At 69.0% G+C, this 14772-nt stretch carries 14 protein-coding genes; 6 read left to right on the forward strand and 8 right to left on the reverse strand.

What is annotated here, in order from left to right; all coding sequences use genetic code 11:
- The first annotated feature begins 35 nt into the window (after nt 1-35).
- Both VF106_RS48810 and VF106_RS48815 read left to right on the forward strand, forming a co-directional pair.
- On the forward strand, nt 36-614 hold the full coding sequence (locus VF106_RS48810) for a Uma2 family endonuclease (RefSeq protein WP_330846973.1): 579 nt from the start codon (nt 36-38) through the stop codon (nt 612-614).
- A gap of 224 nt (nt 615-838) precedes the next feature.
- On the forward strand, nt 839-2263 hold the full coding sequence (locus VF106_RS48815) for an amidohydrolase (RefSeq protein WP_330846974.1): 1425 nt from the start codon (nt 839-841) through the stop codon (nt 2261-2263).
- Here VF106_RS48815 and VF106_RS48820 read toward each other — a convergent pair.
- Nucleotides 2189-3385 carry an MFS transporter gene (locus VF106_RS48820; RefSeq protein WP_330846975.1) on the reverse strand — a complete coding sequence of 399 codons (1197 nt, stop codon included), beginning with the start codon at nt 3383-3385 and terminating at the stop codon, nt 2189-2191. The genes VF106_RS48815 and VF106_RS48820 overlap by 75 nt on opposite strands.
- Before the next feature lie 74 nt (nt 3386-3459).
- Here VF106_RS48820 and VF106_RS48825 point away from each other — a divergent pair, with 74 nt between their 5' ends.
- Nucleotides 3460-3771: an ArsR/SmtB family transcription factor gene (locus VF106_RS48825; protein ID WP_330846976.1), complete on the forward strand. Its 312-nt coding sequence runs from the start codon at nt 3460-3462 to the stop codon at nt 3769-3771.
- On the opposite strand, the gene VF106_RS48830 is transcribed toward VF106_RS48825, so the two are convergent.
- Nucleotides 3697-5142, reverse strand: a complete 1446-nt coding sequence (locus VF106_RS48830) for an MFS transporter (protein WP_330846977.1) — start codon at nt 5140-5142, stop codon at nt 3697-3699. The genes VF106_RS48825 and VF106_RS48830 overlap by 75 nt on opposite strands.
- A gap of 38 nt (nt 5143-5180) precedes the next feature.
- Here VF106_RS48830 and VF106_RS48835 point away from each other — a divergent pair, with 38 nt between their 5' ends.
- Nucleotides 5181-5633, forward strand: coding sequence for a MarR family winged helix-turn-helix transcriptional regulator (locus VF106_RS48835; protein WP_330846978.1), 453 nt, complete (start codon nt 5181-5183; stop codon nt 5631-5633).
- Nucleotides 5634-5864: 231 nt separating this feature from the next.
- Here the strand turns inward: VF106_RS48835 and VF106_RS48840 are convergent, their stop codons facing one another.
- Complete coding sequence (locus tag VF106_RS48840; protein WP_330846979.1) at nt 5865-8351, reverse strand: polynucleotide kinase-phosphatase; 2487 nt, start codon at nt 8349-8351, stop codon at nt 5865-5867.
- A complete protein-coding gene (locus VF106_RS48845) occupies nt 8351-9709 on the reverse strand; it encodes a 3' terminal RNA ribose 2'-O-methyltransferase Hen1 (RefSeq protein WP_330846980.1) in 1359 nt (452 codons plus the stop codon). The genes VF106_RS48840 and VF106_RS48845 overlap by 1 nt, the downstream gene beginning before the upstream one ends.
- 152 nt (nt 9710-9861) lie before the next feature.
- On the opposite strand from VF106_RS48845, the gene VF106_RS48850 reads away from it, so the two are divergent.
- A complete protein-coding gene (locus VF106_RS48850) occupies nt 9862-10578 on the forward strand; it encodes an STAS domain-containing protein (protein WP_330846981.1) in 717 nt (238 codons plus the stop codon).
- Nucleotides 10579-10593: 15 nt separating this feature from the next.
- Here the strand turns inward: VF106_RS48850 and VF106_RS48855 are convergent.
- From VF106_RS48855 to VF106_RS48865, 3 genes are all read right to left on the reverse strand, one after another.
- A protein-coding gene (locus tag VF106_RS48855) for an IS5 family transposase (protein WP_330846982.1) occupies nt 10594-11486 on the reverse strand; the annotation gives its coding sequence in 2 pieces (ribosomal slippage) (nt 10594-10724 and nt 10724-11486; 894 coding nt in all).
- Between the two features lie 113 nt (nt 11487-11599).
- Nucleotides 11600-12247 carry a response regulator transcription factor gene (locus tag VF106_RS48860; protein WP_330847165.1) on the reverse strand — a complete coding sequence of 216 codons (648 nt, stop codon included), beginning with the start codon at nt 12245-12247 and terminating at the stop codon, nt 11600-11602.
- A gap of 102 nt (nt 12248-12349) precedes the next feature.
- On the reverse strand, nt 12350-13501 hold the full coding sequence (locus VF106_RS48865; protein ID WP_330846983.1) for a sensor histidine kinase: 1152 nt from the start codon (nt 13499-13501) through the stop codon (nt 12350-12352).
- Between the two features lie 159 nt (nt 13502-13660).
- On the opposite strand from VF106_RS48865, the gene VF106_RS48870 reads away from it, so the two are divergent.
- Nucleotides 13661-14260 carry a DUF4190 domain-containing protein gene (locus VF106_RS48870; RefSeq protein ID WP_330846984.1) on the forward strand — a complete coding sequence of 200 codons (600 nt, stop codon included), beginning with the start codon at nt 13661-13663 and terminating at the stop codon, nt 14258-14260.
- A 64-nt stretch (nt 14261-14324) separates the two neighbouring features.
- Here the strand turns inward: VF106_RS48870 and VF106_RS48875 are convergent, their stop codons facing one another.
- Entirely contained in the window at nt 14325-14759 is a 435-nt protein-coding gene (locus VF106_RS48875) for a L,D-transpeptidase (RefSeq protein ID WP_330846985.1), read from the reverse strand.
- Nucleotides 14760-14772 lie beyond the last annotated feature (13 nt).

The following is a 14772-nucleotide window of genomic DNA, read 5'->3' on the forward strand; positions in this document are numbered from 1 at the left end:
GGTACTCGACAGACAAGGGGGGCACCATGGGAGCCATGACTGCGGAAGCCGGTTCAGTTCAGCTCGCCCACGGACGCCCGTTCACCGTGGACGACCTGGAGGCGATGCCGGCTGACGGCAACCGGTACGAGCTCATCGACGGGATGCTCATCGTGAGCCCCGCGCCCGGCCTCAGCCACCAGACAGTCGTGGGCAATATCTTCGTGGCATTGCTTGCAGCGTGCCCACCGGACATGCATGCCGTGGTCGCCCCATTTGCCGTGCGTCCATCACAGACCACCGAACTGCAGCCTGACGTCCTCGTCGCGCGCAAGGAAGACTTCACCAAGAAGCTCTTGCCCGTGGCACCGGCGCTGGCCGTCGAGGTGTTCTCGCCAAGCAGTGTGCTCAACCTCAACAACAAAAAGGCTGCCTACCAACGCCTCGGCGTCAAGAACTACTGGGTGATCGATCCTGAGGCCCCGACGTTGACCGCCTTCGAACTTGACGACTCGGGCGTATACCGGCAGGTGGCCGAGGTGAAAGACACAGACGTGTTCGAGGCGCGCGAACCGTTCCCTGTGCGTATCTCACCCGTTGACCTACTCGACTGGCTGGCTGAGCAAGAGGACTGAGACTGCTCGGCCATGGCGTCGCCGGGTTGCCGCTCGCGGACATGCGACGGTACCTGGAACGCTGGTCCTGGAGCCGGAGTACGGCGCGACGAACCCGTTCGCGTTCATGGAGTTGCAGGACGTGCAGGAGCTGTCCAACTTCTTCGAACGCCGCGTGTCCGCCTACCAGGTCGCGGTGACGGGCGCGGTGACCTTCGACGAGGACTTCTAGCAGTATGTGACCCATGGCTCTGCTGTTGCGTGATGTGACGATCGGGTTCACCGGGCGGCGCGCCGACGTGCGTGTCGAGGGGCGTCGCCTGGTGGCCGTCTCTCCTGTCGGCATGGCGGTCGACGGGGCGGAGGTCGTCGACGGGCGGGGCGGCACACTGCTGCCCGGTCTCGTCGACGCGCACGCGCATCTGTTGCAGTGGGCCAGTTTCCAGCAGCGGGTGTCGCTCGGCTCGGCGCGGTCCGCCGCCCACGCCGCCGAACTGATCGCGGCGGCCGACACCACGCCCGGCGTTCTGTTACAGGGGGCCAACTTCCAGCCCGCGCTCTGGCCCGACAGTCCACACAAGACGATGCTCGACCGTGCGTTGCCGGACCAGCCGGTCGCCCTGTTCTCCGGTGACCTGCACACGCTCTGGCTCAGCTCGGCGGCCATGCGGCTGGTCGGCGTCGACCACCCGACGGGTGTGTTCATCGAGGACGAGTGCATGGCGCTCACCGCGGCGTTACCCGCACCGCCGACCGACGTGACGGACCGGTGGGTGCTCGACGCCACGAAAGCCGCCGCCGCGCGCGGTGTCACGACGATCCGCGACTACGAGTACGCCGACACCGTCACCGACTGGTCACGCCGCGACACCCCGGCGACCCGGATCGAGTGTGTCATCGCGAAGTTCCTGCTCGACGAGGCCATCGAGCGCGGTCACCGGACGAGCGACCAGATCGCCGACCTGCTCACCGTCGGCCCGCTCAAGATCTTCATGGACGGCTCGCTCAACACCCGCACCGCCTACTGCCACGACCACTACCCCGGCGGCGAGTACGACGGTGAGCTGCTCGAACCGCTCGACGACCTACTTCCCGTGCTGCGCAAGGCGATCGCGAACGGCATCGGCCTCGCCCTGCACGCGATCGGCGACCGGGCCAACACGCTCGCGCTCGACGCGTTCGCCGCGCTCGGGGTCGGCGGCCGCGTCGAGCACGTCCAGCTCGTCAGCCCGGCCGACCTCCCCCGCTTCGCCGCGTTGAACGTGGTCGCGGGCGTCCAGCCGGCACACCAGCCCGACGACCGCGACGCGGCTGATCGGCACTGGGCGGGCCGCACCGACCGGGCGTTCCCGTACCGGGACCTGCACGACGCCGGTGCCACGCTCGAGTTCGGCTCCGACGCGCCGGTCGCGCCGCTCGACCCGTGGGACGCCATCGCGTCCGCGGTCACCCGCACCGACGACGACCGGCCGGGGTGGCACCCGGAGCAGTGCCTGCCCCTGGAGGTGGCCGTCGCCGCGTGCACGGGCGGGCGGACCACGGTCGAAGCCGGCGACCCGGCCGACCTGGTGCTGGCCGGCCGGGACATCGCCGGGTTACCCGCGAGCGAGCTCCGGGATCTCCCGATCCTGGCGACCGTCCTCGACGGCCGTCTTACGCACCGGGCGTAGCGCCAGGACCATGAGCACCCCCGCGGCGACGGCCGCGAAGGCCGCGATCTGCGGCAGTGCCCGGACGCCCACCAGGTTGATCACCGCACCGCCGGTCAGACCCGACAGGCCGACACCGAGGTAGATCGCGGACGCGTTCAGCGACAGCACGAGCGCGCTGTTCGCCGGCGAGAACCCGATGAGGAAGTTCTGCATCGGCGGGTTGAACGACCAGGTGACCATGCCCCAGACAACCATCACCACGGCCGCCACCGGCACGTTGACCACCACGAGCGGCAGCGTGGCGAGCAGGACGATCATGGCACTGATCGACGTGTACAGCGGCAGTTTGCTGCCGAACCGGTCCGTGACGCGGCCGCCGAGCGTGTTGCCGACGGCCGCGCCGACGCCGTAGCCGAGCAGCAGCAGGCTGATCGCCGCGCCGTGTGCCCCAGCCGTCTCGGACAGGAACGGCGCGATGTAGGTGAACGGGGCCATCGCGGACAGCACACCGAGCACGGTCACCCCGAGCAGGAGCTGCACACGCCGGTCGCGTGCGACGGCGAACCGCTCACGCAGGCCGACGGCGGGCGGCGCGTCGACGGCGGGCACACCGAGCCGCACCGCGACCGCCCCGGCCAGTGACACGGCCGCGACCAGCGCGAACACGCCGTGATAGCCGAGCGGCCCGCTGAGCAGGTTGCCGGCCGGCACCCCGAGGATCAACGCGAACGTCAGCCCGCCGAACACGAGGGCGACCGCGCGGCCACGACGTTCGGGCGGGTTGAGCACGGTCGCGACCGCGGTGGCCGCCGGGGTGTAGACGGCCGCGCCGAGGGCGGCGACGATCCGGGTGGCGAGCAGCAGTTCGAAGGTCGGTGCGAAAACGGCGAGCGCGTTGCCCACCGCGCTGACGAGCAACGCGACCACCAGCAGCGTGCGGCGTTCCCAGCGGCCGGTGAAGGCGGCGAGCAGCGGCGAGGCGATGGCGTAGGCGATCGCGAAGGCGGTGCCGAGCTGGCCGGCGGTGGCCACCGAGACGTCCAGTGCCCCGCTGACCTCGGGCAACACTCCCGAGACGATGTATCCACTGGTGCCGACCGCGAAGGCGCCGAGAGCGAGCAGATAAGTACGTGGCGACATGTCCCTCCTTGGTACGATCGACACCGTACTACGATTGTGGTCGAACTACGACAGTTCTCGTACTATGAGGCGTTATGGCGGAAGTGCTCCCGCACCCGGAGCGGTCGGAGATCCAGATCGAGTCGGTGCTCCAGGCCCTGGCCGACCCGGTCCGGTTGCGGTTCGTCCGCGAGCTCGCGAAGCTCGGCTGCGACGGCGCGCCGTGCGGATCGATCGACCTGCCGGTCACCAAGTCGACCCGCACGCACCACCTGCGCATCCTGCGTGAGTCAGGCGTGATCAGCGTACGCCCGGAGGGCACGTCCCGGATCTCAACGCTTCGGCGTGACGACCTCGACGCCCTCTACCCCGGGCTCCTCGACAGCATCCTCGCCGCCAAGCGCTGACGCGGCACGGACGCGGGGCACCAGCCACGTCACCAGCAGGCCGGTCAGCGCCGCGCCCGCCGCGATCAGGAACGCCACGCGGAAGCCGGTGAGCGACGGCACGGTGAGCGACCCGACGGTGAACGTCATGTGCGCCAGCAGGGTCGCCATCACCGCGCTCGACACCGACGTGCCGACCGAGCGCATCAGCGAGTTGAGCCCGTTCGCCGAGGCCGTCTCCCGCAGGGGCACCGATCCCATGATCAGCCCTGGCATGGCGGCGTAGGCAATGCCCACACCGGCGCTCACGAGCAGGCAGGCCAGCATGATCTCGACGACGTTGTCCAGCAACAGGGTCGACGCCAGATAGCCGACCGCGATGACGCCGGCGCCGACCATGAGCGACGTCCTCGGGCCGCGCCGACGAGTGAGTCCGGCGGACACCGGCGACAGGGCCATCATCACCAGCCCGCCGGGCGCCATCCACAGGCCGGCCTCGACCATCGACTGTCCCAGCCCGTAGCCGGTGATCGCGGGCGCCTGCAGCAGCTGCGGCAGCACGAGCGACGAGCTGTACATGGAGAACCCGACCAGCACGGACGCCATGTTGGTGAAGAGCACGGGCCGACGCGCCGACACCCGCAGATCCACGAGCGGATGACGCACCCTCAGCTGGTACCAGCCCCACACCAGGAACACGAGCACCGCGGCCGCGAACAGCCCCAGCGTGGTGGGCGATCCCCATCCCCACGACGCGCCCTTGGTGATCGAAAGCAGGAGAGAGACGAGACCTGCCGCGAGCCCGAGCGCACCGATCCAGTCGAACCGCCCGCCGGCCCGGACCCGCGAGTCCGGCACCACGAACCACAGCAACGTCAGGCAGGCGGCGCCCAGCCCCGCGGCCATCCAGAAGAGCACCCGCCAGGAGGACGTCTGTGCGACGACGGCCGACACCGGCAGCCCGATGGCCCCGCCGACGCCGAGCGTCGCGCTCATCATCGCGATGGCCGAGCCGATGCGGTCGGCGGGAAGAATGTCGCGCATGATGCTGATGCCCAGCGGGATGACGCCCATCGCGCAGCCCTGGAGTCCGCGTCCCACGACCATCGGCAGCAGAGAGCCGGCGAGCGCGCACACGACCGAGCCGGCGACCAACAGCACGAGGCTCGCGAGCAGGATGCCGCGCTTGCCGTAGAGGTCGCCGAGACGGCCGCTGACCGGCATGATCACGGCGGCCGCGAGGAGCGTGACCGTGATGACCCAGGACGCGTCAGCGGGTTCGGCGGAGAGGATGGTGGGCAGGCTGGGTATCAGCGGTATGACAAGGGTTTGCATGAACGACGCGACGAGACCGCAACTCGCCAACACGGTGACGACGAACCCCGGGCGCACATGTGTACCGTACACATCCAACGACGGAGGCCGCGGTGATGCGTGGTAGAGAACACCTGCTGGAGTCGATCACGCGCGAGCTGACCCTGATCAGCCGCCACCAGCTGGCCAGCGCGGCACGAGGTGTGCTGGAGCGGTCCGCGTACCTGATGATGAGCAGGATCGACGCCACGGGCCCGATGACCGCACGCGAGCTGGCGACGGCCCTGCAGCTGGAGATCTCCACGGTGACCCGGCAGGTGAGCGCCATGCTGCGGGAGAAGGTCGTGGAACGGATTCCCGACCCGGACGGCGGCCTCGCCCGCCGCCTCCGCATCACCTCCACGGGCGCCGCCCTCCTCGCCGCGGACCGCGAGCGTCACCGCACCAGCCTCGACAAGGTGCTGACCGACTGGCCGGACGCGGAGTGCGCCGACCTGTACCGCCTGCTCCGCGCGCTGAACGAACGCATCGAGGAGCTGCAGGGCACCCCGTGGCCCAGGGAGACCTGAACGTTCTGGAAATCGGCTGTTTGAGATCGTGTTCGGGCGGGTAAAAGCAGGCGAGCCCTGAGGGAGACGCCATGACAGACCCCAACCCGATCTACACCGAGTTGCTTGCCGAGCGTGAGGCCGTTGACGCGGTGGAGTCCGAACTCGACCAGGACAGCACGGCCGACGAGCGTTAGCCGCGCCGAACCCACGCTGAGTGACTGGCGACACTCAGCGTGGGTGGCGCACCGCTCACAGGCGTGGGTCCACGGGCTCCGACTCCAGTGCCAGTACCGCGAACACGGGTTCGTGCACGCGCCACAGTGGTTCCTTCTCGACGAACCTGATCAGTGACTCCATGCCCAGCGCGTACTCACGCAGCGCCAGCGAGCGCTTGCGACCCAGCGAACGCCGGCGCAGGCGGTCGAGGTTCTGCGGTTCGGAGTAGTCCGGGCCGTAGATGATCCGCAGGTACTCGCGGCCCCGGCACTTGATACCCGGCTGTACCAGGCGGTCCGCCGGGGTCTCGGACGGCTTCACCACCATGCCCTCGCCGCCCGCTTCCGTCATCGCGGTCCACCAGTCGATGCCCGCCGCAACGGATGTCGGGTCGGTGACGTCCACCGTCAGCCTCCTGGTCGAACGCAGTAGCTCCGGGTCGGCGGCCACCAAGCGGTCCAGTACGGCCTCGTGCCAGCGACGCGGGTTGGTCGCGTGTACCTGGCCTTCGGCCGCCAGCACCGCGAACGGGGCCAGCGACACACCGGCGAGACCCTCCACCGGCCAGCAGTACCTGCCGTACGCGGCCACGTAGCCCTCGGCGTTCGTCAGCCTGGTCCGTTGCCTTGCCAGCAGGTCCTGGACGTCGGCGCCTCGGGCCGCCGCTCGTTCCAGCGCGGTCACCGCGGACGGGAGTGCCGCCGTCGCCGCCGCGCCAACCGGGGCGTACTGGCGCTTCAGCAGTTGGTCCGCCTTCGCCGACCACGGCAGCAGCTCCGCGTCAAGGATCACCCAGTCACTGTCCAACGTGGACCACAGGTCCGCCGCGGTCGCCGCCGCCCGCAGGCGGGTCAGGAACTCCGTCGGCTCCGGGAAGAACGAGCGGCCCGTCCGCGTGTACACCGCGCCCGCCGCGCCGTCCGGTGCGGCGAAGCGGTTCCGTGCCACCGACTCGTCGCGGCACAGGACCACCACCGCACGGGAGCCCATGTGCTTCTCCTCGCACACCACCTCGGACACACCGTCGGCGCGGTAGGCCTCGAAGGCCTCCACCGGGTGTTCCAGATAGCCGTCCACTGTGGACGTCGCACACGGGGCCATGGTCGGCGGCAGGTACGGGAGCCACTGTGGCGCGATGGCGAACCGGCTCATCACCTCGAGCGCGCCGGCCGCGTTCTCCTCTCGTACCTTCAGCCGGCCCATCAAGCGAGCGTCCACGTGGCGCGTGCCCAGCACGTCGTCGATGCGCAACACGTCCGGTGCCCGCGTTGGCGCGTTCAGTGGCTTGGCCGGCTCGTAGTGCACCGCCTCCGCCGGCACCGACACCAGCTCGCGGGACGGCCAGCGCAGCGCCGTCAGCTTCCCGCCGAACACACAACCCGTGTCCAGACAGATGGTGTTGTTGACCCAGGTCGACTCCGGCACCGGCGTGTGTCCATACACGACGGTCGCGGCGCCCCGGTAGTCGTCTGCCCACGGGTAGCGGACCGGCAGGCCGTACTCGTCGGTCTCGCCGGTCGTCTCCCCGTACAGGCAGAAGGACCGCACCCGTCCCGACGACCGGCCCTGGTACTCCTCCTTCAGGCCGGCGTGTGCGACCACCAGCTTGCCGCCGTCCAGCCGGTAATGGCTCACCAGGCCGAACATGAACTCGCGCGCGGCCTTGCGGAACTCCTCCGGCTCCTCCGACAGCTGCGCCAGCGACTCCGCCAGACCATGGGACACCCGGACGTCGCGACCGTCGAGCGCGCGCACGAGCTTGCTCTCATGGTTACCCGACACGCACAGCGCGGTCCCCGCCGCCACCATGCCCATCACGAGACGCAGCACGCCCGGTGTGTCAGGACCGCGATCGACCAGGTCGCCGACGAACACCGCCGTGCGGCCATCGGGGTGGTGGGCGCCGTCCGCCGTCACCACATAACCGAGGCGGGTCAACAGCGTCACCAGCTCGCTGTGACACCCGTGCACGTCGCCGATGATGTCGAACGGGCCCGTCAGCTCGCGCTTGTCGTTGTACGCCTTCTCGTACTCGATCTCCACGGTGTCCTGTGCGGACAGGACGTGGACCTTGCGGAAGCCCTCCTTCGCCAGGTGCCGAACGGACCGGCGCAACGCGTCGTGCTGGCGGCGGATCACGTGATCGGGCAGATCACGGTGGCCCTTGTTGCGCTCACGAAGAGTCGCCAGGGGCAGGTCGAACACGATGGCCGTCGGCAACACGTCGTACTCGCGGGCCAGTGCCACGAGCTTCGCGCGATCCTCACGCTGGACGTAGGTCGCGTCGACGACCGTCAGCCGGCCGGCGCGCAACCGCCTGCCGGCGACGAAGTGCAGTGCCGCGAACGCGTCCGGCGTCGCCGACTGGTCGTTCTCGTCATCGGCCACCATGGCGCGGAACGCGTCCGACGAGAGGACCTGCGTCGGCGCGAAGTGCTCGCGGGCGAACGTGGACTTGCCGGAGCCGGTGACCCCGACGAGCGCGACGAGGCTCAGGTCCGGGATGGCGATGGTTCGCATCAGGCCTCCTTTCTCGTGAACACGGCCAGTTGCGTCGGTGCGCCGACCTCGGGGTCGACCGGGCCGACGGGTACGTGGCGGACCTCGTAGCCGTGGGTGGCGCAGACCTCGTCGGCCCATGTGGACAGTTCGGCGCGGGTCCACTCGAAACGGTGGTCCGGATGGCGGAACCGGCCGGCCGGCAGGGTTTCCCAGCGCACGTTGTACTCGGCGTTCGGGGTCGTCATCAGCACGTGTGTGGGCTTGGCAATGCCGAAGACCGTCTCCGCCAACGCCGGCAGGCGCGGCGGGTCGACGTGTTCGACGACCTCCGACAGCACGATGGCGTCAAAGCCGGCGATGCGCGGGTCCGCGTAGGTGATCGAACCCTGGTACAGCGTGACCCTGGCACGCTGACGTTCCGCGAAGCGGTCCACGCGGGAGGCGGCCGTGAGCAACGGCCTGGCCGCGACCTCCATGCCCACGATCTCCGTCAACGTCGGCTCCTTGACGAGTTCCCGCAGCAGGCGGCCCTCACCGCAGCCCAGGTCGACGACTCGGCGCACACCAAGGGCACGCAGTTCGTCCACAATGGCCTCCCGGCGCAGCTGCGCCAGTGACGGCAGGCGTTCCTCCCGCTCCGGCACGTCCGCGTCCTCGGCGGGCCGGTCGTCCAGCTCGGTCAGCCTGGCAAGCGCCTCGACGGTGTACCGGCGCTTGTGTACCAGGTAGCGGGTGGTGATCAGCTCACGGTCGGGGTGCGTGGCCAGCCAGTTCTTGCCGGCCCGCAGCAGCTTGTCGATCTCGTCGGCCGACACCCAGTAGTGCTTCGCGTTGTCCAACACCGGAAGAAGGACGTAGAGCTGGGTGAGCGCGTCCGCCAGGCGCTGCGTGCCGGACAGGCGCAGGTCCACGTACGGGCTCTCACCCCAGTCCGGGAACGCCGAGGCCAGCGGGATCGGGGCGGCCTCGACCGTCCAGCCCAACGGGCCGAACAACCGCTCCGCGTGCGCACGCGGGCAGGCCGGCAGGTGGATCTCCAGCGGGATCGCGGTCGCGGCCAGCTCGGGGCGGGCGTCGCAGCGGCCGCGCATGGCCGTGCCGAAGACCTTGCCGATGGCCACCGAAAGCAGCGACGACGCCGCGTAGGGCCGGTCGTTGACGTACTGGCCCAGCGTGTCGCCGTCCCTGCGCGCGAGGCCCACCGGGTCGACCTCCAGCAGCAGCGTGGCCGTCGCGCGCTCCTCCGTGACCTCCGGGTAGAAGACGTGTGCCGTGCCGGTCGACACGTCGAACCGCTGGGCGCGGTCGGGATGTTTGTGCAGCAGGTACCCGAGATCGGCCGCGGGTCGGTGCGTGGTCGTGATGTTGAGGAGCACGGACCGAGTATTCCGGAGGAGGCGGACGACGTCCGCCGGTTTTGTGATCGCGGGGAGGGTAACCGAACCTTCGAGGACACGGCCGCGTTTGAGTATGTGTAGGCCGCAGGTCCTCCGACAGTGGGTCATGGGACGGGACTAGGTGGGCGCCAGTGTTACGCCTCGAAGACCGGGCACAGGACGACACGGTCGTCGTTCACCCCGTGGGGCGGCTCGACGTCGCCTCCTACCGGCAGCTGCGTGACCACCTGCTCAAGGTGGGCGCCGACCACCCACGTGCGGTGGTCGTCGACCTCACGGCCGTGGACGTCGAGTCGGGCGCTCCCCTGGCGGTCTTCCCGGTCGTCCACTCGCGACTGCAGCAGTGGCCGGGTGTGCCGCTGCTGCTGGTCACCGGCATGAAGCAGATCAGGCGCCTGCTCGCCCGCAACCGGTTCCTCCGCGTGCACGACAGCGTCCCGGAGGCCATGGCGGCCATCGCCGAGCCGCCCCCGCGCCGCGTCGCCCGCCTCCAGCTGCCCAACGCGGTGACGAGCCCGAGCATCGCCCGCGAGTTCGCGCGGCGGACGTGCGCGACCTGGGATCTCGTCGAGCTGATCGACGACGCCGTGCTGCTGGTCGGGGAGCTGGTGACCAACGCGGTCATGCACACGTCGTGCCAGCCGGACATCCGGCTGGAGCTGTGCCGCGACCTGTTCAGCGTCGCGGTGTACGACGACGCGCCTGGCGAGGTCGCCGTGCGTGACCCCGGCGCGGGCCTCACCGGGATCCACGGCCTGTTGCTGGTCGCCCAGATCGCGACCGCATGGGGCTACGTGCCGACGTCGTCGGGCGGCAAGGTCGTGTGGGCGACGCTGCGTACCGTCTAGAGCGTGTTTCAGATGTCATAGCCATTCGTTGATCGAAGCGATGACGAGGACGGCTTCGTAGCGGACGGCGAGTTTGTCGTAGCGGGTGGCCACGGCGCGGTTGCGTTTGAGGCGGTTGATGCAGCACTCCACGGCATGGCGTTGTTGTAGATCTCCTGGTCAAACGTGGGTGGTCGTCCGCCAGCGCTGCCTTTGTTCTTGCGGTGGCGGATCTGATCGGCGGGTTGCGGGATCGTGCACGCGATCCCGCGTCGGCGCAGGTAAGAGCGGTTGGCCCGGGAGGAGTAGGCCTTGTCGCCCAGAACCCGATCCGGTGTGGTTCGCGGTCGCCCACCCCCGATCCGGGCCACGCAGATCCCCTCCAGCACGGCCTCGAACTGCGGACTGTCACCCCGCTGACCGGCAGTGACCACCAACGACAGCGGCTTGTGCCCCTGCTCCGAGGCGAGATGGGTCTTCGTGGAGAACCCACCCCGCGACCGGCCCAGCCCGTGATCAGCCGGCTCGGTGTCGACTCCACCTGGCGGTTCGACCTGCAGATCCGCGTCCTTGCGTGCCCCCGCGGCATGCTGATGCGCCCGCGAGATGGTCGAGTCCACACTCACATCCCAGGCGATCAACCCCGCCGCGTCAGCGAGAGCCCGCAACGAGGCCAGGATCCGCTTCCAGGTCCCATCGCGCTGCCACCGCCGGAACAACCCATACACCGTCTGCCACGGCCCATATGCTGGCGGCACATCCCGCCACGGCGTCCCAGCCCGAATCCGCCACCGGATCCCATCGATGAGCTGTCGTTTGCTCCACTTCGGCGGACGTCCTGGTTTCTTTCCCTTGGGCAGCAACGGTTCCCACACCGCCCACTGCGCATCAGTCAGGTCAGCCCGCCCCGTTACCGCTACGCTGGCCACGAGGTCTCCGAGAGAATGGTCCTTCTTGGTCGAAGAACCACCTATCGGAGACCTCACCCATTTCGATCAACGACACGCCGCGATCCCCGCAGGTCAGGCCTTTGAAACGCGCCCTAGGGCGTGACCATCCCGGACTCGTAGGCGAAGATCGTCAGCTGGACGCGGTTGGTGACATCGAGCTTGGCGAAGGTCCTGGTGATGTGGGTCTTCACGGTGGCCTCGCTGAGGAACAGCTCACCGGCGATGTCGGCATTGGACTTGCCCTGCGCGACCGCCCTGACCACCTCCTGTTCCCGTTCGGACAGCACGCCGAGCTTGGCGAGTGCCCGCTGGCGACGCGGGTTGGCGCGCGCGGCGACGAAATGGCCGACGAGCTTGCGGGTCGTGCCCGGGGACAGCATCACGTCCCCCTTCGCGACGATCCGGACGGCCTCGATGATCTCCTGCGGTGAGCCCTCCTTGAGCAGGAACCCGCTGGCCCCGGCGGCGAGCGCGTCGAAAACGTACTCGTCGAGGTCGTAGGTCGTCAGCACGAGCACCTTCGGCGGGTTCTGCAGTGCGGTCACGGCCGCGGTGGCGGCGATGCCGTCCATCCGTCTCATGCGGATGTCCATGAGCACCACATCGGGCACACTGGCCCGCACCTGCCCGACCGCCTCGTCGCCGTCCCCGGCCTGCGCCACGACGACGATGTCCGGCGCACTCCCCAGGATCATCGCCAGCCCGGTCCGCACGAGCGGGTCGTCATCGACGAGCAGCACCCGCAGCTGAGTCACCGGATCATGGTAGGGATGTTCCCGAAAACGCAACTCACAGGGGCCGAACGCGCGACTCGCGGGGGCCGAACGCGCGACTCGCGAGTATTAGGGCCAGGGTAGCCAGGCCTGTACTACGAAGGTGATGTTCGTCGGGCCTATGGTCACCTTGCCGCCCAGTGCGGCCACGCGTTCGGACATGCCGGTCAGACCAGAGCCGGAGCCTGGGGACGGTGGGGCGTTCGGGGTCAGGAAGTTCACCACCTCCAGGGTCACGCCGGCGCCGGGGCCGCCGCGGACCGTGACCTCGGTGGGAGCGCCCGGGGCGTGGCGGATCACGTTGGTGAGGGACTCCTGCACGATGCGGTAGACCGCGATCGCGAGTGGAGCGGGGGCGGCGGTCGCCTGGTCCAGCATCACCGTCAGGTTCACCGGCACGCCGGCCTTCCGTGTCTGCGCCACCAGTTCCGGCAGGTCGGCGAGGGTGGGGACCGGGCCGTGCAGCTGGAAGTCCCGACCGTCGCGCAGTACGCCGATCACCTGGCGCAGGTCGTCCAGTGACTGCTTGGCCGTGGTCCGCACGGCCGCGGCCGCGTCGCCGGCGGCCGGCGCGGACACCTCCAAGGCCCCTGCCTGCAACGAAAGCAGCGACAGCCGGTGGCCCAGCACGTCGTGCATCTCGTGTGCGATGCGGGAACGCTCCTCCCGCCTGGTCATCTCCGCACGCATCCACTCCTCGCGCCGTTCCCGTTCACGCAGTTCCGCCCGCGTGCCCCGCGTGATGCCCACGATCAGTGGCACCGCCGTGAACACGGCGGCCGTCAGCAGCACGACGATGACCTTGCCCGCCCCCGACGACGGAATCCACGTCCCGACGATCTGGTCCGACTCGTGCCAACTCGCGTCCCGCCACACCGCGTACGCGGTCGCCGCGTAGACGAGCGCGCTTCCGAGCCATAACAGGTGATCCCGCCGCTTCGCCGCCAGCGCGGCCAGTACGATCAGCGCCGCCATCGCGTCCGAGGCCACCAGTGGCGGCACCAACGCGATGCCGCACACCAGTTCCGGCCACCGATGCCGCCAGACCAGCATCACCGCCGCGCCGATTCCCAGGAGGAAGCTGAACCCTGACAACAGCGTGGGATGCAGCTTCTCGTCGTACGGCACGGAACTCTCGCCGGCGAACGAGATGATGCTGCTGAGCACGCCGAAGAACACCGCGAACACGGTGGCCACCACGCCGAGTACGGGCCGTCCCATGGGAAGAGCGTACGGATCGGCGGTGGCTGTCCTCATCAACCTATCCGCTCTGGACGATTACGACGAAAGTCGTAACGGCTAGCTGCCCACGAACGACGCGGGACCCAGTTGCCCGCTGCTTGTATTCCCGGCAGCAAAATCCCCGAAAGGACTCACCCTGTGACTCAGTACGCCCCGAACCCGCCGCAGCCGCCCGTCGCGAAGCCGAGCAACGGTCTCGGTCTGACCGGTTTCATCCTCGGTCTCATCGGGCTCTTACTCTCTTTCATCCCGCTCATCGGTGTCGTGGCCTGGCCGCTCGTGATCCTCGGGATCATCTTCTCGGCCATCGGCATCGCCAAGGCCAGCAAGGGCCGCGCCACCAACAAGGGCCTGTCGATCGCCGGCCTCGTGGTGTCGGTGATCGGCCTCGTCATCTGCATCGTGTGGGCCACCGTCATCAACAAGGCGGTCGACGAGGTCAACGAGGAAGCCGCCCGCGAGGCCGTGATCGTTTACGAGGTCACCGGCGACGCGGCCAACGTGGACGTCACCTACTCCACCTTCGGCGACGAGATGACCACGAACGACGAGACCGTCGCGGCCCTGCCGTGGACCAAGGAGGTCAAGACGAAGGGCCTCGTCAAGGAGGGCCAGCTGATCGTCACCACCGGCGAGTCGGGTGGGACCGTCACGTGCAAGATCACCGTCGACGGCAAGGAAGTCGAGACGGCGACCGCGACCGGCCCCTTCCAGATGGCCACGTGCGACAGCATCTGAGCTGGAAACCCGCACACGGGGGGTGGTGCCCTTCGGGACTCAGGTCCCGAAGGGCATCGTCACGTCAGGGGACGACCTGAACGACGTCACCCGGCTGGAGCGTGTTGTAGAACGTCCGCGCCGCCTCCGGGGAGAGGTGGATACAGCCGTGTGACTGCTGGCTCAGGCTGCCCTCGTGGAACGCGATGCCGCTCCTGGTGAAGAACACCGAGTACGGCATCGGCGCGTCGTAGGCCTTGCTCCAGTGATCGATGTCCTTGTACTTCACGGTGAAGGTGCCAGGCGGCGTCTCGTACCCCGGCTTCCCCGAGGTGATCGGCACACCGCCGTAGGTCACGACTCCGTTGTCCATCAACCATGTCGTGTTCGCGCTGAGGTCGATGCACGCGTCGGCCCGTGCGCCGCATGGTGCCGGCGCGGCGTTCGCGATGCCGGGTAACGCGAGCAACAACCCCGCCGAACCGGCGGCCACACCCAACGTGGTCCGCAGCTTTCCCATGATCGGTCCTCCC

The sequence above is a fragment of the Actinophytocola sp. genome (assembly GCF_036378875.1).
Lineage (GTDB): Bacteria > Actinomycetota > Actinomycetes > Mycobacteriales > Pseudonocardiaceae > Actinophytocola.